This is a genomic window from Blautia parvula (assembly GCF_020215665.1).
Lineage (GTDB): Bacteria > Bacillota > Clostridia > Lachnospirales > Lachnospiraceae > Blautia > Blautia celeris.
The window spans coordinates 5,781,440-5,807,034 of sequence record NZ_CP084061.1 but is presented as its reverse complement, the minus strand read 5'-3'; the positions used below and the strand labels follow the sequence as shown (position 1 = coordinate 5,807,034).

General features: G+C 44.8%; 18 protein-coding genes and 1 pseudogene. 4 read left to right on the top strand and 15 right to left on the bottom strand.

Annotated features, from left to right (window positions below):
* Nucleotide 1: 1 nt before the first annotated feature.
* Nucleotides 2-1,996 carry a urocanate hydratase gene (locus tag LC508_RS26375; RefSeq protein WP_033140241.1) on the top strand — a complete coding sequence of 665 codons (1,995 nt, stop codon included), beginning with the start codon at nt 2-4 and terminating at the stop codon, nt 1,994-1,996.
* Nucleotides 1,997-2,132: 136 nt separating this feature from the next.
* On the opposite strand, the gene LC508_RS26370 is transcribed toward LC508_RS26375, so the two are convergent.
* The 15 genes and pseudogenes from LC508_RS26370 to LC508_RS26300 all read right to left on the bottom strand — a co-directional run.
* Nucleotides 2,133-2,387 (bottom strand): TfoX/Sxy family protein, encoded by a 255-nt coding sequence (locus LC508_RS26370; RefSeq protein ID WP_033140272.1) that lies wholly within the window; start codon nt 2,385-2,387, stop codon nt 2,133-2,135.
* Between the two features lie 37 nt (nt 2,388-2,424).
* A complete protein-coding gene (locus tag LC508_RS26365; protein ID WP_197064089.1) occupies nt 2,425-2,784 on the bottom strand; it encodes an inorganic pyrophosphatase in 360 nt (119 codons plus the stop codon).
* Entirely contained in the window at nt 2,781-3,314 is a 534-nt protein-coding gene (locus LC508_RS26360; protein WP_054351033.1) for a histidine phosphatase family protein, read from the bottom strand. Before LC508_RS26360 ends, LC508_RS26365 begins: the two co-directional genes overlap by 4 nt.
* A 70-nt stretch (nt 3,315-3,384) precedes the next feature.
* Entirely contained in the window at nt 3,385-4,131 is a 747-nt protein-coding gene (locus LC508_RS26355; RefSeq protein ID WP_054351064.1) for a DUF5714 domain-containing protein, read from the bottom strand.
* A gap of 369 nt (nt 4,132-4,500) precedes the next feature.
* Nucleotides 4,501-6,939: a beta-mannosidase gene (locus LC508_RS26350; protein ID WP_118593817.1), complete on the bottom strand. Its 2,439-nt coding sequence runs from the start codon at nt 6,937-6,939 to the stop codon at nt 4,501-4,503.
* A complete protein-coding gene (locus tag LC508_RS26345; RefSeq protein WP_118593818.1) occupies nt 6,848-9,427 on the bottom strand; it encodes a beta-mannosidase in 2,580 nt (859 codons plus the stop codon). The genes LC508_RS26350 and LC508_RS26345 overlap by 92 nt, the downstream gene beginning before the upstream one ends.
* Nucleotides 9,428-9,445: 18 nt before the next feature.
* A complete protein-coding gene (locus LC508_RS26340) occupies nt 9,446-10,387 on the bottom strand; it encodes an aldo/keto reductase (RefSeq protein ID WP_103732786.1) in 942 nt (313 codons plus the stop codon).
* A 92-nt stretch (nt 10,388-10,479) separates the two neighbouring features.
* Complete coding sequence (locus LC508_RS26335) at nt 10,480-12,924, bottom strand: glycoside hydrolase family 2 protein (protein WP_118593828.1); 2,445 nt, start codon at nt 12,922-12,924, stop codon at nt 10,480-10,482.
* A gap of 8 nt (nt 12,925-12,932) precedes the next feature.
* Entirely contained in the window at nt 12,933-13,757 is an 825-nt protein-coding gene (locus tag LC508_RS26330) for a carbohydrate ABC transporter permease (protein WP_103732817.1), read from the bottom strand.
* 4 nt (nt 13,758-13,761) lie between these two features.
* Nucleotides 13,762-14,649 (bottom strand): carbohydrate ABC transporter permease, encoded by an 888-nt coding sequence (locus tag LC508_RS26325; RefSeq protein ID WP_054351021.1) that lies wholly within the window; start codon nt 14,647-14,649, stop codon nt 13,762-13,764.
* Between the two features lie 72 nt (nt 14,650-14,721).
* Nucleotides 14,722-16,044 (bottom strand): ABC transporter substrate-binding protein, encoded by a 1,323-nt coding sequence (locus tag LC508_RS26320; protein WP_054351020.1) that lies wholly within the window; start codon nt 16,042-16,044, stop codon nt 14,722-14,724.
* A gap of 261 nt (nt 16,045-16,305) precedes the next feature.
* Nucleotides 16,306-18,000: a sensor histidine kinase gene (locus tag LC508_RS26315; protein WP_158587234.1), complete on the bottom strand. Its 1,695-nt coding sequence runs from the start codon at nt 17,998-18,000 to the stop codon at nt 16,306-16,308.
* A 31-nt stretch (nt 18,001-18,031) separates the two neighbouring features.
* Complete coding sequence (locus tag LC508_RS26310; protein ID WP_054351016.1) at nt 18,032-19,525, bottom strand: response regulator transcription factor; 1,494 nt, start codon at nt 19,523-19,525, stop codon at nt 18,032-18,034.
* 239 nt (nt 19,526-19,764) lie between these two features.
* Complete coding sequence (locus tag LC508_RS26305; protein WP_225305268.1) at nt 19,765-20,328, bottom strand: biotin transporter BioY; 564 nt, start codon at nt 20,326-20,328, stop codon at nt 19,765-19,767.
* Between the two features lie 735 nt (nt 20,329-21,063).
* Nucleotides 21,064-21,454 (bottom strand): annotated as a pseudogene (locus LC508_RS26300) (flavodoxin family protein); the annotation flags it as partial.
* A gap of 213 nt (nt 21,455-21,667) precedes the next feature.
* On the opposite strand from LC508_RS26300, the gene LC508_RS26295 reads away from it, so the two are divergent.
* Genes LC508_RS26295 through LC508_RS26285 form a run of 3 tightly spaced genes read left to right on the top strand, consistent with a single transcriptional unit; the run spans nt 21,668 to nt 25,528 of the window.
* Nucleotides 21,668-22,093, top strand: coding sequence for a MerR family transcriptional regulator (locus tag LC508_RS26295; protein ID WP_054351063.1), 426 nt, complete (start codon nt 21,668-21,670; stop codon nt 22,091-22,093).
* Nucleotides 22,090-23,955: a sensor histidine kinase gene (locus tag LC508_RS26290; RefSeq protein WP_118593819.1), complete on the top strand. Its 1,866-nt coding sequence runs from the start codon at nt 22,090-22,092 to the stop codon at nt 23,953-23,955. Before LC508_RS26295 ends, LC508_RS26290 begins: the two co-directional genes overlap by 4 nt.
* A complete protein-coding gene (locus LC508_RS26285; protein ID WP_103732989.1) occupies nt 23,948-25,528 on the top strand; it encodes a response regulator transcription factor in 1,581 nt (526 codons plus the stop codon). Before LC508_RS26290 ends, LC508_RS26285 begins: the two co-directional genes overlap by 8 nt.
* Nucleotides 25,529-25,595: the final 67 nt, after the last annotated feature.

The following is a 25,595-nucleotide window of genomic DNA, read 5'->3' as shown; positions in this document are numbered from 1 at the left end:
TATGGACACTATTTTATATGCATGGGAGGGGCCTCTCCCCTCCCCCGGTACCTTCGACCCGGCAGTACGCCGGGCACCGAAGCGGGAGGTTGCACTGAGTGAGGCAGACGTAAAGCTTGCCCTCAAAAACGCTCTGCGTTATATTCCCCCCGAATACCACCGGGAGATCATTCCTGAATTTTACCAGGAACTTATGGAACACGGCCGGATCTACGGCTACCGTTTCCGTCCCCACGGAGCTATCTACGGAAAACCCGTGGACGAATACAAAGGGAAATGCCTGGCCGGAAAGGCCATTCAGGTCATGATCGACAATAACCTGAATTTTGATGTGGCACTTTATCCCTACGAACTGGTCACATACGGAGAAACCGGACAGGTATGCCAGAACTGGATGCAGTACAGGCTCATAAAAAAATACCTGGAACAAATCACAGAAGAACAGACTCTTGTAGTCAGCTCCGGTCATCCCGTAGGACTTTTCAAATCAGCCCGCTCCTGCCCCAGGGTCATTCTTGCCAATGGTCTCATGGTAGGTAAATATAATAATCTGGAACAGTGGAATCGCTGCGCTGCCCTTGGAGTCACCAATTATGGTCAGTTTACCGCCGGAGGCTGGTTTTATATCGGCTCCCAGGGAATTGTGCACGGTACGTATTCTACCTTCCTGGCAGCAGCCAGGCAGATCCTTCACAAAAGCAATGAGGAAGTCCTCCGCGGAAACCTGCTGGTTTCAGCAGGCCTTGGAGGCATGAGCGGGGCGCAGGGTAAAGCCATTGAGCTTTGCCAGGGCGTGGGCATCATCGCAGAGGTGGACGTCTCTAAAATAGAGCTGCGTATGCGCCTGGGATGGATAAAATCCATGGCACGTACCCCCGAAGAAGCCTTTGCACTTGCAAAAGAATATCAGGAAAAAAAGGAACCGGTCTCCATTGCCTTCCATGGAAATATCGTAGATCTGCTGGAATACGCGGTGGAAACAGACCAGAAAATCGACCTGCTCACAGACCAGACATCCTGCCATGTGGCATTTGACGGCGGGTACTGTCCACAGGGTCTTACCTTTGAAGAGCGGACAAAAATGCTTGCCGAAAACAAACCTTTATTTGAAGAAAAAGTAAAGAAAACACTGTTCCGGCATCACGAACTGATCGAAATCCTGCGTTCCAGAGGTACCTATTTCTTCGACTACGGAAACAGTCTGACTACTACAATGTATGACATCGGAATCAGGGAAGTGTGCCGGAACGGAGTAAATGATCTGGATGGATTCATCTACAAATCCTTTGTGGAAGAATTCATGGGGCCGACCCTCTTCGATTATGGTTACGGACCCTTCCGCTGGGTTGTATTAAGCGGAAAACCGGAAGATCTTGCACTTACAGACCAGACCGCAATGGACTGTATTGACAAAGACCGCCGGTTCCAGGACTATGACAACTATCTGTGGATCAAACACGCAGGTGAAAACAATCTGGTCATCGGTACTCAGGCCCGAATCCTTTATCAGGACGGCGAGACAAGGAAAAAGATCGCGCTTGCCTTCAACCGTCTGGTACGGGAAGGCAAAACCGGGCCTATCATGATGGGCCGGGATCACATGGATACCGGAGGTGTGGATGCACCCTCAAGAGAAACCTCCAACATCCATGACGGCAGCAACATAACCGCAGACATGTCCGCACTTGTCTACGGCGGTGACGCTGCCATGGGAATGACCATGATGACCATGCACAACGGCGGCGGAACCGGCATCGGCAATTCTCAGAGCTGCGGCTACGGCCTGCTCCTGGACGGTTCTCCTGAGGTGGATGAGATCATCTGCCGTGCAGTGAACTATGATGTCATGTGTGGTGTCGCAAGGCGTGCCTGGGCAGGTAATCCCCACGCACTGGAAACTGTCTCTCTCTATCAGGAACCGGGAAATACACTCACCCTTCCTTTTAGCTGCGATGATCAGGAACTTTCTGAAATGATTAACGGCTTAAGTAAGTAAACAATTGTCTCATGCACCCTCTAAAGCATAAGGACATAAAACAGCCGCACAGTATGATTCTTCCGTATACTGTGCGGCTGTATTTCTTTCCTGAACCGGCATGTGGATTTTACGGGCGGCAGGATTTGTTTATCGGTTATTTACAGTGATGATAGAATTCTTTCAATTCGGCTTTTACTTCCGGTGAAAGCTGGCTCTTTTTCACTCCCTGTACTGCCCCTTCCAGGCCATACAGACGGTGGATGCAGGCAGAATCATCGATGGCTTTGATCTTTAACCATGCCTGCCTGCTTCCTATTTCTTTTAACTGGTCATAAGTAGTGATTCCGACCTGATTGAGTTGTTCTTCTACCACCGGGCCGATATTCAGAAGCTTTGATAGTTCTCCCATCTTATCCCTTCTTTCGTTGTTTGTGTTTGATACCCTTTTATTCATGCGTATCCTGCATCAGAATCTCATGATCAAAGTATTGTTCCTGAAAATGCACTGCCTTTTCTATCTCATCAATGCTGAATTTCATATTCTCAGGAGCTGCCACCCACTTATCCTCCACATCGTTTTTCCGGTGGATCACAGCGATGATAACACCCTCCGCGCATTCGACAGGTTCATGGATGCCCATAAAATAGACGTCCTGTTCCTCCTGGTCAGCAGCCAGGATTCCTTCGATATATCCATAATTAATGGGATAATACAGGTCTTTGTGTTCCGGATGATAGCTGCCCAGAGGCCTGTCTATGATCACTTTGACATGCATGCCCAATACCCTGTTCAAACTGTCTTTCATCTGTATTCGTATACCTCCAGAGCTCCGTTTTTCTGCGTATAATTGAAATACTCCTCGTTTGTCATATCCACAAAATAAGATCTGATGACCCGGCAGACTCCGCCATGGCTGACCAGTAAAACATTTTTACCTGCCTCTTTTTCTCTGATCTCATCCAACAGCCCATACACACGAACGGCAGTCTGCATCATGGATTCCCCGCTGGGATAACGGAACGCAAAATTTTTCTTATTCCTCAGAAAATCCTCATTTTTTCTATCCACGCCCTCATAAATGCCATAGTCCTGTTCCATCAGTCTGTTGTCTGTGAAATAGGGGATTCCCATTCGCTCTGAAATTATTCTGCTGGTTTCCGCCGCGCGGCGCAGGGGTGAGGAATAGATCATATGGATGCGGCACCCGGATACATTTTCGGCCAATGCTTCAGCCTGCTTATATCCTTCCGGGGTTAAATCCACATCTGTTCTGCCGCAGACTTTATGGAGAGCATTCCATTCTGTCTGTCCGTGTCTTGCTGTGTATATAATCATATGTTTCACCTCATTTTGGAATCTATCCACTGTACCCGATGAAAGCCCCTTTATCTGGCTGCAGCCGTAATCATTCTGTTTTCTTTTTATGGTTTACCGCATTAAACGGGCATCTTTTCCCGATACACTGATGGTTTTTACTTGTAAACGTGCATATGATCTCATCCGGCAGTTCCATCTGAATCGTTTTGCCTTCTGCGTTTGGTAAATGCTCCTCTGCAAACCGCACGGCCTCTTTCATGGCAAGGAAAGCATTCCTCTTGCAGCATCTGGGGCCGTCAATGGCTCCGATTTGTGCCAGCGCCCTGGATGTCATCTGATTGGAAAGACCCCAGCTTTTTCCGCTTAAAGGTGTGGCACCTGTGACGAGACTGACAAAGATTCCGGTGCTGACTGCTGCACCGCAGCATCCCCAAAAGCCGCATGTACCTCCCGGCACCTGACTGCCGCGTTTTTTCATCTCTTCTATTACCGTATCCAATTCGATGTCACCGCCTGCATTTTTATAAGCTGCCAGCAGAGCAGCTCCCACCAGCACATGATTTTCCGGACCATGCATATGGATAAATGGGGTTTCCATCATCTGAACCGCAATTTCATACGGATTCTTTGATTTACTATGCAGACAGATCTCTTTTACGGCTTCAATCCCTTTTTTAGAATGGCAGGTATCACATACATAGTGGCCGTCCGCACAGGCCGCATTGCTCATAAATTTTTTATGGCAGTATATGCACTCCATTTCCACGCTTTCTTCATGATAAATTAACTCTTTGCCGCATACAAGACAGGCATTTTGACTCTTTGAATGTGCCATACTCTTCCTCCGCTTTTTTGTTTTGAGGTAAATTTTTCCGGTGTCCGGACACAGATATCACACTGAAACATTTATGCGCCCCGGATACTGACATTTGAATCAGCACAGTCTGCTACAGAGGGGCCTTCAAAATTTACCAATACCTCTTGTTATCTGTTTTTTATTATATCAGAGATAAGATATTATTTATATATCAAAATATATTTATAATCCTGGTTTTCCACATAAATCCTTATTTTCAACCACGTTCTAAGCCGGACTTACGCGCCGGAGCACAGTCGCCTGCGGGCATCCTCCTGCCAAAAGTGCACATCAAAAAGCTGATGCCCATCTCCTCCGGAAACGAACATCAGCTTTATGCCTCTCATGTCACTTCTTTAAATACTGTACGGTAATCCCTTTCTTCCAATAATATGGCTTGATCTGTACTGCCCCTCTCTCATGTTTTCCATAGACCGCAATCCTCTTCTCCACTCCGGGAAGCAGGTCAAAGTAATTATCCTCAAAAATCCAGCCGAATTCTTCTCCGTCCTCTCCTCCCCGCAGTTCCACGCATCTTGCAAAGGTATCCGTTTTCAGTACAAGTATCCCCGCCTCTGAGATACAGGATAATTTTCCGCTTCCCGGGAAGGTGATCCGTCTTTCCATCTCCACAAGATCCATGGATTCCGCCATGACATTGCCCCTATCATCTTCCGCAAATGCCGCAAGAACACAATCCTTTTTAAACTGTCCGAAAGCATCCAGATCACCGATTAAAACGGATTCATCCGGACAGCAGGAAAACGGTATTTCCAGTTCATCCTCCACCTGATTCTTTCCGGGACTGAAAAGCTGTGCTCTCACGATTCCTTCCTTTTTCTCAGGCGTATCGTTGACGGCCCACAAAGTAATATGATTTCCTATGGAAAAAGAAATCTGAAACGGCTCATACGCTCTTTTCAGCGCATAGTAGGCCCGCATAGGCTCATTGAAATAGTCCACGACCCCATACGAAATGATATTGCTGTTGTTATTAAATTTCCACAGAAGATGTCCTTTTGTCTTGCGTGTCTTATCTGCATCCGCTTCCGATCTACCTCTTCGGAACCGCTCCACTTCTCTTCTGATATACTCACTGTGAGCCATGCCGATCCGGTAAATAAGCTCCTCTGCATTTTCCGCGTCATAGTAATGTTCCACAGGCCCTAATTTGACTGCTCCGTCATTTGTATTATGAAGGTTCCAGGTGTCCGGCCAGGCCAGCGGTTTTCTTTTAGTACTTACATTCTGATATCCTGCTGGCCACAGCTCCTCAGGCTTCATCATCTTTTTCATGGTCTTCAGTTCAGGCGCCGATACTCTGCAGTTTTCACTTAAGAATACAGGATAGTCTCTTCCCGGAACAAACCACAGATGGGTGTATCCATGCGTATCTCCGCCCTTCGGGTCATTGGAGAAATCACCTCCAAAGGGAGAGGTTCTGTGATAATATCTTCCGAGGTCCAATTTCCGGCAGACATTTGGAAACACTTCACAGAATATTTTTTCACCGAAACAGTATTCTCCCTTATACTGCATATCCCGGGACCAATACATCTCATTTCCTCCGCACCAGAGCAGAATGGAGGGATGATGCTTCAGTCTCTTCACCAGAGTCTCTGCCTCCTGTCTGCACATGGAAAGCATCTCCTCTTCCTCACTGTACATATGAAATCCCAGATAAAAATCCTGCCACAGCAATATCCCTCTTCTGTCGCACGCACTATAAAAATCATCATCCAGGATTTCACTCTCTCCCCAGATGCGAAGACAGTTAAAATTCCCCATTTCAGCCAGATCCAGCAGTCCATACAGCTTTTCCTTCACTCTGCCGTAACAGCCGGTAAGAGTATCTGCATGCGCAAGATTTGCCCCCCACAGTTTCAGGGGTCTGCCGTTTACGGAAAAATCCATATCCCCCTTCCTTTCCATTCTTCGGAAGCCGAACTGCCTTTTATAGACATCCAGGACTGTATCTCCTCTTTTTTCTGACACCTCCACATCATAAAGCTCCGCCGCTCCGTGGGACCTGGGCTGCCATAATCTGGGATTCGATACAGGGATTTCCAGATAAGCTGTATGTTCTGTCTCTGTTCCCTCACAGATGACGCTTCCCTGCATATCTGTTATCCTGTACTCCAGCACCCTTTCAGCCTCCGGGTGGAAATAAGTAAAGTCAATCCTAACCTTTCCCTCATCCAGACCTGCGTTTACGCTGACATCCATAACCGCTTCCTGTATGCCGTCATAGCCCACTCTCTCCAAATAAATATTTCCGTAGACTCCCATCCGGATCAGATCCGGTTTCGGTCCCGAAAATTCATGGTATCCGGAGCGGAATACCCTGGCTTTACAAAACTCCGGTACCCTGTCTTTGTATTTCTTTGGAAGGGTTATCTTTTGAAGCTCCTGCCGCGGCGGCTTCACTTTCAATTCAAGCAGATTTCTTTTCTGCATGCCGGCAATGCCATGCAGCACCAGAGGCATATATGCACTTTTATTTTCCCCTGCCAGTTCGCCGTTCAGATAGATCTCCACAAATGTATCAAGTCCCTGAAAACAGAGATTCCATTCTCCTGAATCATCCTCTACCTCAAACTCGGTTCTGTAACACCATTCCGCCTCTCCAATCCACCGGTTCTCGTTGATCCCGGTAATATTGGGATTTGGAATCTGCTGATGGTCCAACAAAATATCATGGACCTGGCACGGCATTTTTTCTATGTCCAGTTCCCTGTTGTCCGGTCCCAGCAGTTTCCAGCCTTTCTGCAGTAAAATTCGTTCCATCCGTTTTATCCTCTCTGTTATATCTTATCTTTTCACAGCCCCCATACTGCGCCTTCACACAAATGGTTCCATATTCTTTATTTCCCAGTATCTTTACCGTCTTCCTCTGCCCCGGCAGCATATCGAAATAATTGTCTGAAAACAGCCAGCCGAATGGATCGCCGTCCTGCTCCCCGGTTATCTGCACACAGCGCGCAAATCTGTCCGCAGTGATCACCAGTTCATCTCCGCGCATTTCCAGTTTCAAACCGGCATTTGGAAATTTCAGATGTCTTTCTATATCCACATAATCAATACATACCGAAACCTCGTTTCCCTTTTCATCACAGAGAACCGCGAACAGAGCACAGTCCTTCGAGAAAAACCGAAAGTCAGCCAAATCATCAAGAAGCACTGCATCCCCCTGCGGCACAGAGATTTTCTTCTCCTTTACCTTCTGTATCTGCCCGCTCACAATATGAAAAAGCCCATATCGTACTGATCCTGCTGCCTCTTCCCCGGAATCATTGACGCACCACAGACGGATGCTTTCCTCCTTCTGGAAGCACAAAAGAACCGGTGAAAACACACGCTTTAGCGAGTAATAAGGAATATATCCCTCCTGAAAAAAGTCTATGGCCGCACAGTAGACCTTCGGCCACGTGTCCACCAGTTTGCAGGCAAAATATCCCTTGGAACGGCCGGAATACACCTCAGGTTCTCTGCTGCCGATTCTCACCTGCTCGCCGTACCGCCTGATTTCCTTTCCGTAAGCCGCACCAAAGCGGTATAGAAGATCCTCCGCATTCTCTGCATCGTAAAATTCCCAATAGTCACCCGTTTTTCGCTGCCCCTGGGCTGAAATATGGCTCCGCTCCAGCCAGGTATCCGGCATACTATTGCTGCTGCCGTCCAAAACCTGTCCTGTAAATCCCTTCGGCCAAATGTCCCCATGGATCATTTTTTCCAGACTGTGTTTCACTGGAGGCGCGGTTCTGATATGCTCGCTGATAAAATTCGGATAGGATTTATAAGGATATTCCCACACACAATCATAGGTATGCAGATCGCCTGCCCTGGGATCATTGGCCCACTCTCCGCCATAGGGTGAATTGGGATGATAATATCTGTCTTTGTCAAGGCGCTGTGCGATCTCCGGGAAATCTTCCAGGAAAATCTCTTTTCCATAGGGACAGCATCCCTGAAATTCCGCTCCCATTAAGGTTTCATTTCCCCCGCACCACAGAAGCAGGGAGGGATGATGTCTGAGCCTCCTTACAAGGAACTCCGCTTCTTTTTTGCAGAGTTCCCTAATCTTCTGACTGTCGGGATAGGCTCCATGTCCGAGAAAAAACTCCTGCCAGACAAGGATGCCGCGTCTGTCACATTCCTCATAAAATGCATCCGGCAGTGGAATGCCTTCGCCCCAGATGCGAAGCGTGTTCATATTGGCATTCTCCACCATCTCAAAGAGACGCTGTTCCCGCTCCGGCTGATAACAATGCGTGTAACCCTGCAGAGGGTCCAGACTTCCGCCAAACAGCCTCACCTTTTTCCCATTGATCCGGTATGCAAAAGGCACATCCATCTCCACGCTGCGAAACCCGGCCCTTTTCAAAAGGCGGTCACAGACCTTCCCGTTCTTCCACAGTTCTATACATATATCCGCCAGGTTCTGTCTCCCGAATCCCCTCGGCCACCACAGAGGCGGGTCCTCCACCTCTATCTCTTCCCGGATGCTCCAGCCGTACCCGTTGACCTCAGGCCTGAAACTCTGCATTTGGCCCCTGCCCGGTGTTCCGTTTCCGTCCTCCGAAGGGAAGTTCCAGTGTACCGTCAGATGATCCGGTCTCCCGGTGCCCCTCATTTCTATGGAGAGCACACCACGCCCATCCTCCTCCACTCTGGCCTGTATGAAATCCTCCTTGATCTCTTCTTCCTCATAATATACAAGAGATACCGGTGCATATACGCCTACGGGTGTGAAATAGGGCACTGCCCCCTGGTAGCTGCTTCCCTTTTCCATTTTTTCCGGCGGAAAATCATGTATCGGTTTTCTGACTGTTTTGCAGCGCAGAACAGATCCGTTCCACTTTTCCTTCCATTCCTGTTCTCCCATATAAGAGATGGGACTTATAAAATGCAGATAAAGGGTATTGTTCTCTTCCAGAAGATCTGAGACTTCAAACTCTGCGGGGAGATAAAAATCCTCACTTCTGCCCAATTTTCTGCCATTCAGCCAGATGTCCGCCACGGTGTCCAGTCCCCCGAAAAACAGCCTGCATTTTCTGCCTTTCTCACCGGCAAAACAGCATCGGTATATCCAGTCTGATTCCCCGATAAAAAGTGCTTTTTCACACCATCCCAGCCTGAATTCTTCCGACAAAAGACCATGGTCATATAAAATATCCTGTACCTGGGCAGGCATATTTCTCACGGGTAACCACTCCCTATCTTCCCCAGCTTTTTTCAGACTCCATCCGTCTTTCAGCTCTACATTTGTTTTCATAGAACACTCCGTATCCGGTCAGAATACAAATCCTTCTGTTCCTTTTAGTTTTTCCATAACACTGCCGTCAAGAACGATTCCGCTGGCAGACACATTTTTTCTGACCTGGGACGCGTTTTTGGCGCCGGGTATGACACAGGTGATCCCGGGATAATTCAGGTTGTAGGCAAGGGCAAGCTGTGCCATGTTTTGTACCGGTTCTTTAACACAGGAGCGGATGATCTCCATATCTTTTTCCACTGCGGCAAAGCGTTTTTCTGTCCAGAAACCCGCTCGGTTATCTCCCTGTGAGAATTTTGTATCTGCCGGGTATTTTCCGGTGAGAATGCCGCTTGCCAGAGGCTGACTGGTGAGGACGGGAATATCCCTTTCTTCGGCGATTCTTACTACTTCCAGATTGGATTTATTGAGAATATTAAAGGGACATTCGAGGGCCTCAATGACGCCATCTTTATCTGCCTCAAAGGCATGGAGCGTATCCGCTGCTCCCCACATGGCAAGTCCGCAGAACCTGGCCTTTCCGGAACGTTTCAGCTCTTTCATGGTATCCAGCACCTGCTCCCTGTCCTGCCATCCCGCATCCGGCACATGGAGAAGATAGACATCCACATAGTCTGTCTGCAGTCTTTTCGGGCTCTCGTCAAGGCTCATTTTCAGGTATTCTCTGGTGAAATTTTTACTCCTTTCCGGTACGCGGAAGTTGGTGCCCCCTTTTGTCACGATCACTGCTTTGTCACGTTTTCCCGTCAAAAATCTGCCTATCAGTTCCTCACTGTGCCCATTCCCATAGGAATCACAGGTGTCGTATAAATTCACACCTTCCTCCCATGCACAGGCGAGAGCCTCCATGGAAAGAGCGTCATCGCATCCCTCTCCCCAGCCGGAGCCTCCGATCGCCCATGCTCCGAATCCGATTTCTGATACCTTAAGTTCTGTTTTTCCGAATCTTCTGTATTTCATACTATTTTCCTCCTCACTGTTCCCTGTTTCTATCTGCCGGTACCCATGCTTATTTCAGTATCCGGCCAAAATTTCAGCATCTGATCCTAAATTCAGATATTCAGTTCTGCAACTGCTTTATCATATACCGCTCTGGCTTTGATCGTTCCGCTTCTGTGTCTGTTCCCATATCCCACTCTCTTGATCTCACCTGGGAAAAGGTCAAAATAATTATCCCGGAAATCCCACCAATAAGCGTCTCCGTCTTCCTCTCCGCAAAGTTCCACACAACGAGCAAACTGCCTGGCTCTGAGGCAGATTTCATCTTTTTCTTTCCACATTTCTATCCCGGACTGCGGAAAAACAAGATGTCTTTCTATATCTGCAAATGCGTGATTTTCCGCTGCTGTCTGCCCCTTATGGTCACAGAAAACAGCTCTGATGATCTTGTCCCGTGTGAACTGGCCAAAGGAATTAAGCCTCCCTGCCAGGACACTTTCCCCTGCATCACATTTCACCGGAAATTCCTCTCTCTTCACAAAACAGTTCCCCTGCAGATCAAAAAGTTCCGCCCGAATACGCCCCTCCACCGGCATGCCCGTATCATTGACAAGCCATACATACAGATGATCCGATACCTCCACCTGTACACAGAGCGGTTCATATGCCCGTTTCAAATAATAATACGGCATTTTCTGTTCCAGATAAAAATCCAGCATGGAGCTGTAAATGTGTGGAAACGTGGTATTCCATTTCCATATAAAATGCCCTCTGCAGTTTCTTTCCCCTGCCGCATTGTCCGCCTTTTTTCCTCTTCTGTACCGCTCTGCCGTATCTTTGATGTACTGTCCTGCTGCTGCCCCATACTGATAAACCATTTCCTCCGCGCATTCCGGGTCATAGAATTCCTCAATGGCGGGAATCTTCTTCCAGGACTCCGCTGACGTGATCTTCTCATAGGCTTCTGGCCACGGCAGGCTGCCGTGTCTCTGCCTTTCCGGCTTTGGAAGCGTATCCGTCTTCAGATACCGTTTCAGTGTCTTCACACCAGGAAAGGAAACCCTCAGATTTTCACTGGCAAAGAGAGGATAGTCACTTCCCGGCACATACCAGGAATTGGTATAACTGTGCGTATCTCCCTTCCCCGGTTCATTAGAATAGCTTCCAAAAAACGGTGAATTTACATGATAATACCGGTCCGGGTCCAGCCTGAGGCACAGCCTTTTCAAATCATATTCAAAGAAATCTGCCGCCAGGTAAGGCCTTGACGGTGCGGCGAAATCCCGGCTCAGATAGCACTCATTCCCTCCGCACCAGAGCAGAATGGAGGGATGATGCTTTCTGCTCCTTATCATATATTCTGCTTCCTGCAGTATCTTTTCCTTCACCTCATCCACATCCGGGTACTGGGTGTGTCCGCAGAAAAATTCCTGCCACAAAAGAATGCCGTTCTCATCTGCAAAGTCGTAGAGAAATTCCCCAAAAGGCACCCCTTCCCCCCAGATGCGGAGTGTATTTACATGGGCATCCTTTGCAAGCGTTAAAAGCCGTCTGATCCTGTCTGTATCCTCACAGAGCGTGTATCCCTGATCCGGTGTCAGATTAGCGCCCCATAACTTCACCGTTCTGTCGTTGATCCGGAAATCCAGCATTCCCTGTACCGTGACCTTCCTGAAGCCAATGGATTTTTGACACGTATCCAGGACCTGCCCGTCTCTTATGAGTTCCGCCCGAACCTGATACAGATTCTGCCTGCCGTAACCTGCGGGCCACCACAGATGCACATTTTCCAGCACAGCTTCAAAACAGCATCCGGCACTCTTTTCCTGCTCCCATATCATCTCCCTGCCATACAGGATCTTCACCTGCATACGTTCATCCGAGCCGGCCTTCTTTTCCCCGGACAGCATGGGATGGATCTGTACTTTTGCAGTATCAAGGGTTTCATTCAGAGAATATTCCACATCCATCCCATCTATCTGCAGTCTGTCCGGTATTTCAAACAGAATGACCTTTCCAAACACCCCCACCTTATAAAAATCCGGATCATTTCCCAAATAGGTTGTAAAGTCATGAAAGGTTTTTCTAAGAAACCGGCAGGAATCCACCATTTTCTCTGCCAAGACACTGCTGTATTTTTCCTCCGCCTTTTTCAGGGCTTCCTTCACTGGACTGAAGATAATTTCCAGTGTATTTTTTCCCGGCTGTACAAGAGAAGAGATATCCAGTCTGCACGGCAGATAGCAGTCATTATGTCTTCCCGCCGATTCCCCGTTTACCCTGATCTCGGCAAAAGTATCCAGCCCTTCCAGAAATAAAAGGTATTCTCCGCGGTCAGCCCCCCAGGATAAAAGTTCAAATTCCGTCCGGTATATCCATGTCTTATCGTTGACCCATCTGCAGTCTGTTGTCTTTCCCCACCGGTAGGAATCCCCTATCCTTCCATGATGGTATAAAATATCATGAACCTGCATGGGCATGGCGGGAATCTCCATTTGTTCCGCGCTTCCCTGTTCCTCCAGATACCAGTTTTCTGCCAGTATTCTTTCTCTTTTCATAAATTTCATCACCCCTTTACGCTGCCTGCCACCAGTCCGCGTATCAGATATTTTGACCCGAAGGAAAACAGGATCAGAATAGGAATGGTGCCCATGGACAGTGCCAGGATCCTGGCTGCATAATCGGTTCTGTACTCACTGCTGATAAGGGCAATGGACAGAGGAATGGTATAATATTTCTGATCACTGATCATAACAAGAGGTGTCATGTAGTTGTTCCAGGACCATAAGAAGAACAGAAGGAAGATCGTGATAAGGGCCGGCCGGATAATAGGCATGATCAGCCGGAAAAAGATGCCGAATTCCCTGCATCCGTCCACCCTGCCGCTCTCGATGATCTCATCCGGCACTGAACTTTCTATAAACTGGCGCATCCAGAATACACCGAAGGCATTGGCCATACCGGATACGATCAGCGGAAACAGGGTGTTGTTCATCCCAATCCATCTCATCTCCATAACAAAGCCCACAAGGCCGAGCTGCTGGGGAATCGCCAGGGTTGCCACGATCATGGCAAAAAGCGGCTTCTTGCCCCTGAAATCATATTTTGCAAATGCATAGCCGGCCAGAGCGCTGACCAGCAGACCGCCGATGGTATTGCAGCATGCCACGATCAGGCTGTTTGCATAATAGAGCAGAAAGTTCTGACGCATGACTGCATGAAAATTCTCCACGAAATATTTTCCGAAGAATAATTTGACACCTGTATATAAATCCTCGCTGTAGTGTGTGCCCATGACGATCATCATATAGAAAGGAAGCAGGGCACAGACTGACAGGACCAGCATAAACAGATATAATGGTATTTTCCCTATCCAGACTGTTTTTTTCATACTCTCAATCCTCCTTTTTCTTTCCATTGACAACACGGAAAAGCACAAGTGACGCAGCCGCGATCACCAAAAACAGACAATATGCCAGAGCAGAACCGTATCCGAATTCAAAGTTCTTAAAGGAGCTGTCATAGAATTTCATCACAACTGTCATCACGGAACGATCCGGCCCTCCTGTGGGCTGTCCTGCGGAGTTAAACAGAAGCTGCGGCTCGTCAAACAGCTTGAATCCGTTGATCACACTGGTGATGATCACGAACACAAATATAGGCTTCAAAAGCGGTATGGTAATCTTCGTAAATCTGGCCCACCAGGAGGCACCGTCAATCTTAGCTGCCTCGTATAATTCATCCGGAATGGTGGAGAGTCCTGACAGAAACATGATCATCTTATATCCGTAATTCTTCCAGATCAGCATAAAGATCACCACTGCCCGAGCTGTCCATGCATGTCCCAGCCAGTAAACAGACTCTGCGCCGAACAGGTTTAAAAATGCGTTGACCACTCCGCTTTTCCAGTCAAACATCAACTGAAAGATAATACCCACTGCAACAGGCGTGGTTATGTATGGCAGAAAATTAATAAGCTGCAGCCCGTTTTGTGTCTTCTTGAAAAAATCTTTTAGAAAGGTTGCCGTCAGAAGTCCCAGCGTGATCTGGATTGGCGTGCTGATTCCCAGCAGGATCAGCGTATTCCAAAGCGACTTGTAAAAATATTTATCCTGTGTAAACACCCGCACATAATTCTTCAGACCCACAAAGGTCATTTCTCCGATTCCGTCCCAGCTTGTAAAACTGACACCAAGTGAAAACAGAATAGGAAAAAGGCCAAAGGCAATATAAAGCAGAAAATACGGCAGGATCATGGCATACGGTGCACTTTTTTTCGTCATGTATTTTTCCCCCTTTATGAGAAAAGGACCTGCTTTTCAGGCCCTTTCCCTCGTCTGTCCTAATCTGTCGTATTACTTTTCCAAATCCGGCTGCTTTGTGAGCAGTTCGTCTGTCATGGACGCGATCAGTTCGTCTGCTGTTATACTTCCGTCCACGGAGGCATTGATAGTTTTCAGGGCAAGGTTATAGGCGTCATTAATATCCTGGTCGTACTTGCTGGGTTCCCTTACTCCCTTGATGTTTGGCATTACTTCCTGTGCAATTGCCTGGAGCACATCCTGACCGGCAAAGTATTCATCCTCTCTGCTGTAGAAATCATCCTGTTCGTATACCGGTTTGAAAGGAGAGAAATTACCCTTGCAGTCTCTCTGAAGAGTCGCGCCCTTCTCGGAGCCAAACATGAATTTCACATACTCTGCCGCTGCCTCCTTATTCTTTGCAGCTTTTGGCACACCCATAACGGTTCCGCCCCACGGGAACGGACCTCCCGGAGGAAGCATGAAGCCCCAGCGCCCCTTACCGTCTTTGTCATTGGGTTTGATGGTAAATTCAACGGACCAGTTGGCGCAGGGATAGAAAATGTCACTGTCGCCCGCATAGGAAGCCCCTTCCTCCGCGGAACTGAAATCCAGTACATCCACGATTCCGGCCTGCTTCATCTCGATGAGTTTTTCAAAGATCGGTTTCATGGATGTTTCCAGATTGATCTTATCCCCGTCTACAAAAGGCTCTGTGGACTGTCCCATAAGCATCTGTCCCGCTGCACCGATGCTGGAAAGCATGAATACTTTGCCTCCTGATTTTTCCTTCACTTCTTTTCCTTTTTCGATAAAGGAATCCCAGTCGGAGAGCATGGTTTCCAGTTCTGCAGGGTCATCGGTTCCCAGATACTCCTTTGCCAGTTCCCGTTTGTATGCCATGCCGGCCACAGACGGACACTCCGGACCAACATACTGTCCGCTCTCAGCAGTTTCCAGGGGAAGCAGATAATCCAGGACCTGGCTGGTGTCAAAATTATAAGGGTCTTTTGTTATGTCTTCCCAGATATCCAGGGACAACAGTTTGCCTCTGTAAGTGGCTTCCAGCCACGCCACATCCGGCATTTCCCCGCCGCTGGCCAGTGTGGTCTGCAGCTTCTGTGTCATGTCCTTACTCTCCACAGCAACCATATTGACCTTGATTCCGGTGGCCTCTGTAAATCCGGCGTTCATATTTTTCCCATTGTCGCTTGTGTCCCAGCACCAGATGGTAATCTCCCGGTCCCCTTCTTCACTTTTGCCTTCCTCTTTTGCTTTGTCCTCCCCGCCTTTTTCACTTTCTGAAGATGCACAGCCTGCAAGTGATGTGACTGCCAGCATGGACGCCATGAAAATCGTGATAATCTTTTTCTTCATTTCCTTTTCCTCCTTTATTTTTCACGCATCTTTTTTACATCTTCAGTATAGCTGTATATTTGTCACATAAAAATATGGGGATTCTTGGATTTTTCATACTTTTTTCACCTGTTTTTTTGTCGTCTTCGGCATTTCCCCCGCTTATCATCTATTTTTTGTCATTTTTTATATGTTTTTTATAAATTTTATATAACTGCCTTTCAAACAGGCTCTGGAGTGTGTTTGAAAATTGGAATGTCAGAATGAATTTCCAAACACGCTTTAGTCTCTCGATTTTTTGAAAGCAAAGGAGATAACGGTTCCTCCGCCGGGTCGCCTCTCCATTTTCAGAGGATGAACCTCCTTATAGATCAGCTTCAGCCTGCCGTTCACATTAAACATGCCGATATGTCCCCCGGTACGCTCCTCTTCCAGGCGCTGTCTGATGCGTTCCCTCTCCTCTGCCGTACATCCTACCCCATCATCCTCCACGGTCACTTTTATCCAGTTATCTTTACCGGTTATCACAATTTTAAGCAGTGACGCCGTATTGCTCGGGATGATGCCGTGGAACACGCTGTTTTCCACCAGAGGATAGAGAATCATCCGCGGAATCTGTTCCTGCAGCAGTGATTCGTCAATCTCCCATTGAATATCCGGAATATTTTTATAGCAGATCTGCAGAACCTCAACATAGCGGCAGATATACTCCTTCTCCTCCGAAACCGCTGCCATTGCCTGCAGATCCGTGCGCAGAAGGGAGCGAAGAAGCAGAATAAAAGCTCTGGTCAGGCGGATGATCTCCTGGTAATCCTGTTTTCTGGCAAGGCAGATAACCGCATTTAAGGTGTTATAGATAAAATGTGGATTTAACTGATAAGACAGCATTTTAAGCTGAGAATCATATTGCTTTTTTTCACTCAGAAGGAGTTTTTCCGTGTGGTCGTTAATGCTTTTGACCATAGAATTGAAGACATTGGCCGCCTGCTCACATTCGTCCCCTGTGTGGATCTCAATGCGCTCTTCACGGCTTCCGCCGGCCACACTCTGCATTCCCCGCACAAGAGTATCAAGAGGCGTAATGATCCTCTGTACCAGACCTGCCACCAGGCTAAGCATCACAAGAAGACAGATCACTATGATAATGATCACAATATTATTCATCTGCCGCATAGTACCGGAGATATCCCCTTTTGCCACCTGATAACAGATATACCACCCATGGCTGCCTATGCTGTCTTTATAGTAATCCTTCTCCGAAAGGACTCCCTCCATGCCGGAATCCACATTGCTGTAGATCACTCTGCCGCTTTGGTTGTGAAGCTCCATCCCTATCTCATTTTCATCAAAAACAAGGGGAGAAATGATCCTTTCCGTATCTGCCAGAATAAACAGCTTTCCTCTTTTCACCCCGATCTTTGTCTTATCAAAAATGTCGTTTACATAGGCAATGGTATTCTTTTCGCCGTAAGATCTGTAATAATTCACCATATGCGGCACCAGAAATTCCCCGCTTATATCATCCCGCTGCATCTGTTCATAGGGAGCCTCAGACATAAGCTGTTCGTACTGGTTTATGGTCTCCATCACAACGCCGTCACTGTCTACGGCAAAAATATCCAGAATGATATTGTCCCTGAGAAGCTGGTATTCCTTCAGCTTTTTCTCCAGTGTCTGAATGACCGAATAGTATCCGTAACTGCCCTCCCGGCGCTGTGACTTTTGGTAAAAAGACGCCTGCACAGTCTCGTCAAAGGTAATATTTCTTGCATACATGCTGATCTCTTCCAGTGAGTTTGAGACCTGTTCTGCCATCTTTAAGATCATGGTCCTGTTCTTCTCAACCAGGGAGTTTTCTATCAGCGGCTTCAGATACAGATATACGGCACCGCTGCAGAGAACAACGCATATCATGATAGCGCTCAATACCATGAGCAGCAGTCTTTTATATATTTTTGATTTCTTTTGATAAAGCATATGATCTTCCCCTTTGTACAATAGATTCCCCCTAATAATCCTTGGGATTTTTACCGGTTTCCTTTTTAAATACCTTGCTGAAATACTGGACGGTCTGGTAGCCCACCATTTCACTGACCTCATATATCTTATATTCTCCTGTTCTCAGCAGCCGTATTGCCTGATTCATTCTCACCTTTGTCAGATAGGCGGAAAATGTGGAACCCGTCTCTTTCTTAAAAAGCTGGGACAGATATATGGCATTCATGCCCAGATCCCCTGCCACGTCATTCAGGCTGATGTCACGGCTGTAATTCTGTTCCATGAACGCTTTGATATAGCGGACTTTTCCGGAATATCTGCTGTCTGAACTGCTTTCCAGCATTTCCATGATACCCTCATACTCCTTCATAAAGCTGTAGATATCCATCTTCTGAAAGTCCCTTTTAAATCTATCCAGACGCTCTTCTATTTCCGGCTGTTCCAGAGCTGCGCACCGGTGCATCAGAAAATAGAGCAGCTTCTCGGATACTTTGCGCCATATGTATAGATTTTCTGTCTTTACCACACTGCGGCACAGGACATTTTCCAAAAAGCCTGGCATATTTTCGTAGGAATCTTTTTCTATATTTTCTTCGACACACCTCAGCGCATCCTTTATCTCAGCCGAAAATTCCTCCTTTTCATCCTTTGCTGCCCTGTCCAGAATGCAGACGCCCCTGTGAAAAACGCGGCCTTTCATAATCCTTTCCGCTTCCTCCTTCGCCGGCAGGATATCCTTATTTTTTCTTATCATGCCGCCTATGGATGCTGTCATGGAAAGCCCCATCTGTGAAGAAAAAAGACCCTGTACCTTTGTGATAAACTCCCTGATTTCACTGTCCAGATGCATTTTGGAAATGCAGGAACGGACCCGGTAAAAGATCAGGATGCCTCCTCCTGAATTCTTCATCACCCTGATCTTGGAGCCGGGAATCTCTGTTTCGATCAGCTCCCGTATGCCCTCTTCATCCGGATGCATCAGGGGTTTTCCAATCTGCTCCAGCAAAATCAGAACACTTTTTCCTATCCATTCCAGTATGGTCTCATCACTTTTACATATCTCATTTTCACCTGCCAGAATCGCCTCCAGATATTGTTTCATTCTGACCTTATGTACATTTTCTTTTGTTTTCAGTGCCTCAATACAGCCGTTCAGTTCACGCAGCAGTACCTCTTCATCAATTTCGTATTTCAGTATGAAGGTTCTGACGCCCATCTGGAGCGCCCGCTTCGCAAGCTCAAATTCTTCATAGGCTGTAAGCAGTATAACCTCCGCCTCTATATTTTCCTTCTTCATCTGCGCCACCAGGTCAAGGCCTGTCATGACCGGCATTTTGATATCTGTGATAACAATATCCGGGCGATACCGTTTTGCGTATTCCAATCCTATCTTTCCGTTCCTTGCGTCGGGAAGCAGTTCAAAACCGTATCGTTCCCAATCAATCAGACTGATCAAATCTTCTCTTGTCAGATCCATGTCCTCGACTATCAATACCTTATACATTTTCTCCCTCCGCCCATAATATTATTGTTTATTATAACTCATTTTCAGAATATTCCCCTTATATATTTTAAGTGTTTTTTACAGTTATTTAAGATTATCCTGCGCATCATGCACCTTTCCCCGGGAAGGGACGGCAGCGCCCGGATCTTTTTGTTATATAGGGAGCCACGGATTCCTTTCCGAACTGCAAAAAAAAGACAGTGTCCGCATCACACTGTCTTTTCTCTGTATCTGTTATTTTACGCTGCTCTTCTCACAGCCTTCCGAAGTACCGGTCCCACAGCCAGCGCAGCCGCAATCTTGATCAGATCACCGGGCACATAGGGAATCACCCCGGCTGCCAGGCCCGCGCCAAAGGACAGATTGGCCTGAACGCAGAGCCATGCAGTCCCGAACAGGTAAGCCACCACGGTTCCCAGAACCATTCCTGCTGCCTGCAGCACTCTTTTTCCCTGAAATCTGTCCACAAAAAATCCGGCAATCAGCGCCATGAAAATAAATCCCACCAGGTATCCGCCCGTCGGGCCTGCCATTTTGCCAAATCCTCCGGCAAATCCGGAAAACACCGGAAGTCCTACCATTCCAATGAGCAGGTACACCAGATAGCTGACGGTTGCTGAATAAGTGCCAAGCACAAAAATGCTGAAATAGATGGCCAGATTGGTAAAGCTGATCGGCACCGGGCTGAACGGCAGCGGTATGGCCAGGGGGCCTAAAATGCAGGTTACCGCTGTCATCAGTGCAATGATCGTCATCTGTCTGGTACTCATTTTCTTGTTTTTACTGGGCATTGCTGTTTCCATATACTTTTCCTCCGAGGTTGCAAAACTTATTTCGACTTTTCCGCCTGTTGTTCGACGGCATAAATCTTTCCTGATTTTATAGAAAAGCTTTTCTCAAACATTTTTTACGGTTTTACCGCTTGTTTTGTGGCTGTGCTTTTCTTTACATAAAGAAGTATAATCAATCAGCCCCAAATTGTCAACTTATATTTTAATTTAAGTTAACATTATAAAATCTACATTATTTCATTCACCAAAAATTCTGCTATATAAAAAACCGTCCTGCAAAGGGTAAAATGGTGCCCGAGCGAACAATCAGAGTTATGAGCAACAGCATGAAGTAATGAAACGAAATGAGCTATTAATTTGAATAGTGTTTGGCATCCCTTTTGTTATTATTGGGATCAGGAATATTAAAGGTAAAAAAATTGACAAATCCCGGGGTGTCGGCTGATTTCATGTAGGTTTGCGGGGCGTTCCTATGAAACAACCTGCCGCCTTTTGACGACGGAAATCGCTATCCTGGCAATAAATAATATCAGCGGTCAAATACTCCATCGGCGCAGAAAAAGAGCTGCACAGATATTACTATCATATAAGCACAACTCCCTTAATTATAGTACACGTATCATATTGTATGGATTGCCCGCAGCCAAATTCCCGCCTATATCACACTGCTAAAGCCGATTGTCAATCGGGTTCAGTCATATCATAAACCGTATTTCTATAAACATCCGGTTCAGATAATAATCCTTTTTAACGGATAAAGTTTGTATGCTGCATAGCTTCCTTTTCCGGCATCCCCAGCCGCTCTTTCCCAAGTGCAATGGATTCTATAAGAAATGACATATTATTTGCCAGTGTCCGCATTCCCTGCAACCCTTCTGGCCGCCACAACACTTACTCCCACTTTCATTGTCTTATCAAAGGGCGTGCTGAAGAATAACCGGTCCAGAGATGACACCAGCGTGCCATTGGCGGACGCATAATATACCGGACTGCCAATAATAAGTCCATCACAGGCCTCAAACTTAGGCGCAATCTCGTTGACACAATCATCAAACACACATTTACCCTTCTCGGCACATGCCCGGCAGGCTGTACATCCCCGAATCCCTTTGTTTCCTACATAGATGATTTCACATTCACTATTATGTCCTCCTTTTTCCTTATGCAATCTCCACTTTTGATTTTAATTCTTTTGACTTTGCAGGCAGACCACACACTTTCATAAAATTGCACCATTGTTTTTTGTTACCCATTGCTGTACACTATGATTGTATCAACCGATTATAACTATCGGTCAAGAGATTTTTGTAAATTTCTATTTTTATTTATGTATGAAACGGGGGATTGGAAAATGTATACTATGATGCAGGTCTGTAAAGAAGCCAATATGACTTATCAGACCTTAAAATATTACTGTAATAAAGGATTAGTTCCTAATGTAAAACGAGATAAAAACAACCGCAGGATTTTTGATAAACGAGATTTGAAATGGAGCAAAGACCTGATTTGTCTGAAAAAATGTGATATGAACATTCAGGAAATGAAAGAATATCTGGATTTATGTATGCAGGGCGAGTCTACGATTCATCAAAGGAAAGAAATGTTTACTAAAAAACGGAACGCTCTTTTAGCTTCCATTGAAGAATTGAAAGACCATGTTGAATATATTGACTGGAAGCAGGCGTTTTATGATGACGTTCTTTCTGGCAAACGTCCTTATGTCAGCAACTTAATACCTGTAGAGAAAGCACTGAGGGGAGAGCTAATAGACCAATGAAACACTGGAAAAATTTTTTCAAGTTTTACATCTTAAAATTACGAACTGTTAATATTTTTAAAAGGCTATTTGTTATGTTTATTTTTGTAACTTTGCTCCCCATAACACTATATGGGATTCTGCTCTATAATAAAAGCAGTGAGATTATTCAGGATAAAGTCAATCTTTCAATCAGTGAAGCATTAACACAAATAAGTACAAGTATAAATGAAAAAATAGAAAAAGTAAGAAATGACAGCATAGAAATAAGTTATCTTGAAGAAATCCAAGATGTACTTATCAATTACAATGATTATAATGAGCGAATGAAAAACAAAGTAAAAATAGCCGTTACCGATAAAATGAGCAAAAAATATGTCTTTGACAATATTGTATCCGAAATAACACTTTACACATTAACAGGAGCAAAACTCAATGTCTATGGAAATAACACGTTCACTGTAAATTTAAAATCTGATTATTTTAATGAATTTTTAGACATATGCCACTCGTACAACGGTGCATGTGTCTGGAAAGCCATTAATCATAATTACGAAAAAAGAATTGCTTCCGGTGTAAATAATGATAGAAATTATATACTTTTAGGTAAAGCCATCAAAAAGAAATCTGACGGTAAGATTATCGGATATATGATAATGGCTATAGAAGAAGATAAAATCCGAAATATATACGAAAAAATTTCCAGTACCATGAACATGCAGGTATTCATCATAGACAATAATGACATTGTTATTTCATCTGCCGATCTTAATACTCCCGTCGGAGAAATATATCCAAATAATAATGTACTTAAAGAAATTCAGGATTCCCACAACATTACTGGTAATAATTACCACTTCTCCGAATTAAATACAATGATATATAATTTTCCTATAGAGCAAGCGGAATGGAAAATGGCCGCACTTATTCCACTCACCTATCTTCAATCTGATCTAAAGATTATATTGAAAAATTTTCTTTTGGTAGGGTTTATAGGAATCATATTTGGTATCATTTTTACCTTAGCATTCTCCATTACCATAATCTCGCCAATCAACAAAATGATAACAGGAATTAAATCATTTGAAAAAGGAGACTTTTCATTAAAATTAGTGGAGGATGGAAATGATGAACTTACGATCCTAACAAGGCAATTTAACAAAATGGCCGAAGAAATAACTCAATTGTTGGATAATATAAAAATGAATGAGCGTCAAAAGAGGAAGTTGGAAATCCAGGCTTTACAAGCTCAGATCAACCCTCATTTTTTAGCAAACACTTTGAACACTGTCTCTTTTATAGCCAAGTTAAAAAAGGAAACATCCATAGAAACTATTATAAACGCAATTATTGAATTGCTCAGAGACAGCATGAAAAATGACGACAGTCTCCACACAGTACAAGAAGAAATCTCTTTGATCAAAAACTATATAATTATCCAGGACTATCGTTTAATGGGAAAATTTGATGTGGAATTCCAAATATCCCCACAGATTTTGGATTTTCAAATGCCGCGCTTTATCCTCCAGCCAATCGTAGAAAATGCCATTATCCACGGTATTGAACCTTCTTGCAGAAGAGGGCTCATCACTATAGCAGGCAAATGCAAAAATGACCAACTGATATTCTCTATAACAGACAACGGTGTTGGCATGAGAATAGAAGAATTAGCGCTGGACTCCAAAAATAATACTGTGGAAAAGAATTCAAGATTCAGCGGATTAGGTGTCAGCAATGTAAACAACAGGATAAAACTTATGATGGGTGACCAATATGGTTTAAAAGTTTTAAGTGAAAAAGGAAGTTATACAACTATCTTAATTAATCTGCCTGTTATCACAAAAAATCCTATATCCGAATCCAGGGAGGAACACCATGTATAAAATTATGTTAGTAGATGATGACCCCATAGTATTAGTACAATTAAAGAAAATGATACAATGGGAAACATTAAATTGTGAAATGGTTGCCGAAGCATCTGATGGCAAACAGGCAATAGATGCTTTCAATACGTATAAACCTGATATTATACTCACTGATATCAGTATGCCAAGATCTAACGGCATAGACTTGATCAATTATATAAGCAATGGATTTAAAGAGACAAAAATCATAGTATTAAGCGCATACGATGATTTTGAATACGTACGCAGCAGTCTGAAAAACGGTGCAGTTGATTATCTATTAAAATACCAGATAACCGAAAATAGTATCAATGATATTATCAAAAAAACCATATGGCAAATAAATACAGAAAATAAGGACAAAGATGGATTTTCCATCTCGAAAGAACGTGAGCACTTAATCTACGAACTTGTCAGTAAAGAAATGCCAGATACAGATTACTTAGAAAAACTGATTCAAAAAACTGCCCTTGGCTGGGTGAAAGGCGAATTAATTCTTGCTATATGTGGTATTGACCTTTATTTTGAAGATTCCTCAAAAGTATCAATAGACGACACGACTATACGAATGTTAATAGATGAAACCATAAAATATTATCACAACTTCTTTCTGGTATCCTTAGATAAAGGTATTATTCTTTTGGTATTTCAGGCAAAGGGCAATTCTACAGATGAAGTTGTTGACCTTGCAAAACAAATACGCACTGTACTTAAAAGGTTTTGCAATCTGGACTTATCCTTTGTAATATCAGATTTTCTTTCCGGTCACAAAATGATCAAACCAAAAAGTGACTATATAAAGAACTTATTGCTTCAGGAATATTTTAAAGGAAATAAAAATTTTCTTTCTCAAAATACATCAATCACTGAGAAGAATATATTACGTTTCAGCCCAAAACAAAAACAGCAATTGACAGAATTAATTTTTCTGGGTCAGAACGATATCAATGACTATATTTCCAGACTATTTACCGACATCAAAAGCTCAGGAATAATGAAGCATCAATTGCAGGTATTTTATGTTGAGTTCATTAGTTATATCATTAAAAAAGTGAACGAATATCAACTTGACAATGCATTAGTTTTCGCAGAAACGAATCCTTATGATGTATTTGATAAATTTAACACACTTGAGGATATGGAAAATTCCCTTATAGAAACCCTGTTTTCCCTCCAACGTCTGGCAAAGGAAAAACGCCAGGTATTAAAACAGAGCTCCTTATGTAAAAAAATATCTGATTATATAATAGAAAACTATCAGCATAAAATCAGCCTGCAAAGTATTGCAGAAAAATTTGCGGTCAGCCCCTCTTATCTGAGCCGCATATTTAAAAAAACCCAGGGTGTAAATATTATAAACTTTATAAACCAGATACGGATGGAACATGCCAAGGAAAAAATCCTGCAAGGTAATACATCACTTCAGGAAATCGCCCTGGACGTCGGCATACATAACTACAACTATTTTTATTTACTATTCAAAGAAACCTATGGGTATACACCTTCTGAATATATTAAAATAGTTGAACAAAATAATGAGAATAGAGGATAAATTTGTTAATGGTAAATCAATAGCTGCTTGTGTATGATATATCTATCAAAAAGATTAATGACGTCAT

What these genes read in the sequence shown, in the direction of transcription:
- LC508_RS26295 (WP_054351063.1), top strand. Translation starts at nt 21,668, where the DNA reads ATGTATACTATGATGCAGGTCTGTAAAGAAGCCAATATGACTTATCAG.
- LC508_RS26320 (WP_054351020.1), bottom strand. Translation starts at nt 16,044, where the DNA reads ATGAAGAAAAAGATTATCACGATTTTCATGGCGTCCATGCTGGCAGTC.
- LC508_RS26330 (WP_103732817.1), bottom strand. Translation starts at nt 13,757, where the DNA reads ATGAAAAAAACAGTCTGGATAGGGAAAATACCATTATATCTGTTTATG.
- LC508_RS26355 (WP_054351064.1), bottom strand. Translation starts at nt 4,131, where the DNA reads ATGGCACATTCAAAGAGTCAAAATGCCTGTCTTGTATGCGGCAAAGAG.
- LC508_RS26350 (WP_118593817.1), bottom strand. Translation starts at nt 6,939, where the DNA reads ATGGAACGAATTTTACTGCAGAAAGGCTGGAAACTGCTGGGACCGGAC.
- LC508_RS26345 (WP_118593818.1), bottom strand. Translation starts at nt 9,427, where the DNA reads ATGAAAACAAATGTAGAGCTGAAAGACGGATGGAGTCTGAAAAAAGCT.
- LC508_RS26375 (WP_033140241.1), top strand. Translation starts at nt 2, where the DNA reads ATGGACACTATTTTATATGCATGGGAGGGGCCTCTCCCCTCCCCCGGT.
- LC508_RS26310 (WP_054351016.1), bottom strand. Translation starts at nt 19,525, where the DNA reads ATGTATAAGGTATTGATAGTCGAGGACATGGATCTGACAAGAGAAGAT.
- LC508_RS26370 (WP_033140272.1), bottom strand. Translation starts at nt 2,387, where the DNA reads ATGGGAGAACTATCAAAGCTTCTGAATATCGGCCCGGTGGTAGAAGAA.
- LC508_RS26325 (WP_054351021.1), bottom strand. Translation starts at nt 14,649, where the DNA reads ATGACGAAAAAAAGTGCACCGTATGCCATGATCCTGCCGTATTTTCTG.
- LC508_RS26360 (WP_054351033.1), bottom strand. Translation starts at nt 3,314, where the DNA reads ATGATTATATACACAGCAAGACACGGACAGACAGAATGGAATGCTCTC.
- LC508_RS26305 (WP_225305268.1), bottom strand. Translation starts at nt 20,328, where the DNA reads ATGGAAACAGCAATGCCCAGTAAAAACAAGAAAATGAGTACCAGACAG.
- LC508_RS26340 (WP_103732786.1), bottom strand. Translation starts at nt 10,387, where the DNA reads ATGAAATACAGAAGATTCGGAAAAACAGAACTTAAGGTATCAGAAATC.
- LC508_RS26365 (WP_197064089.1), bottom strand. Translation starts at nt 2,784, where the DNA reads ATGAAAGACAGTTTGAACAGGGTATTGGGCATGCATGTCAAAGTGATC.
- LC508_RS26290 (WP_118593819.1), top strand. Translation starts at nt 22,090, where the DNA reads ATGAAACACTGGAAAAATTTTTTCAAGTTTTACATCTTAAAATTACGA.
- LC508_RS26285 (WP_103732989.1), top strand. Translation starts at nt 23,948, where the DNA reads ATGTATAAAATTATGTTAGTAGATGATGACCCCATAGTATTAGTACAA.
- LC508_RS26315 (WP_158587234.1), bottom strand. Translation starts at nt 18,000, where the DNA reads ATGCTTTATCAAAAGAAATCAAAAATATATAAAAGACTGCTGCTCATG.
- LC508_RS26335 (WP_118593828.1), bottom strand. Translation starts at nt 12,924, where the DNA reads ATGAAAAGAGAAAGAATACTGGCAGAAAACTGGTATCTGGAGGAACAG.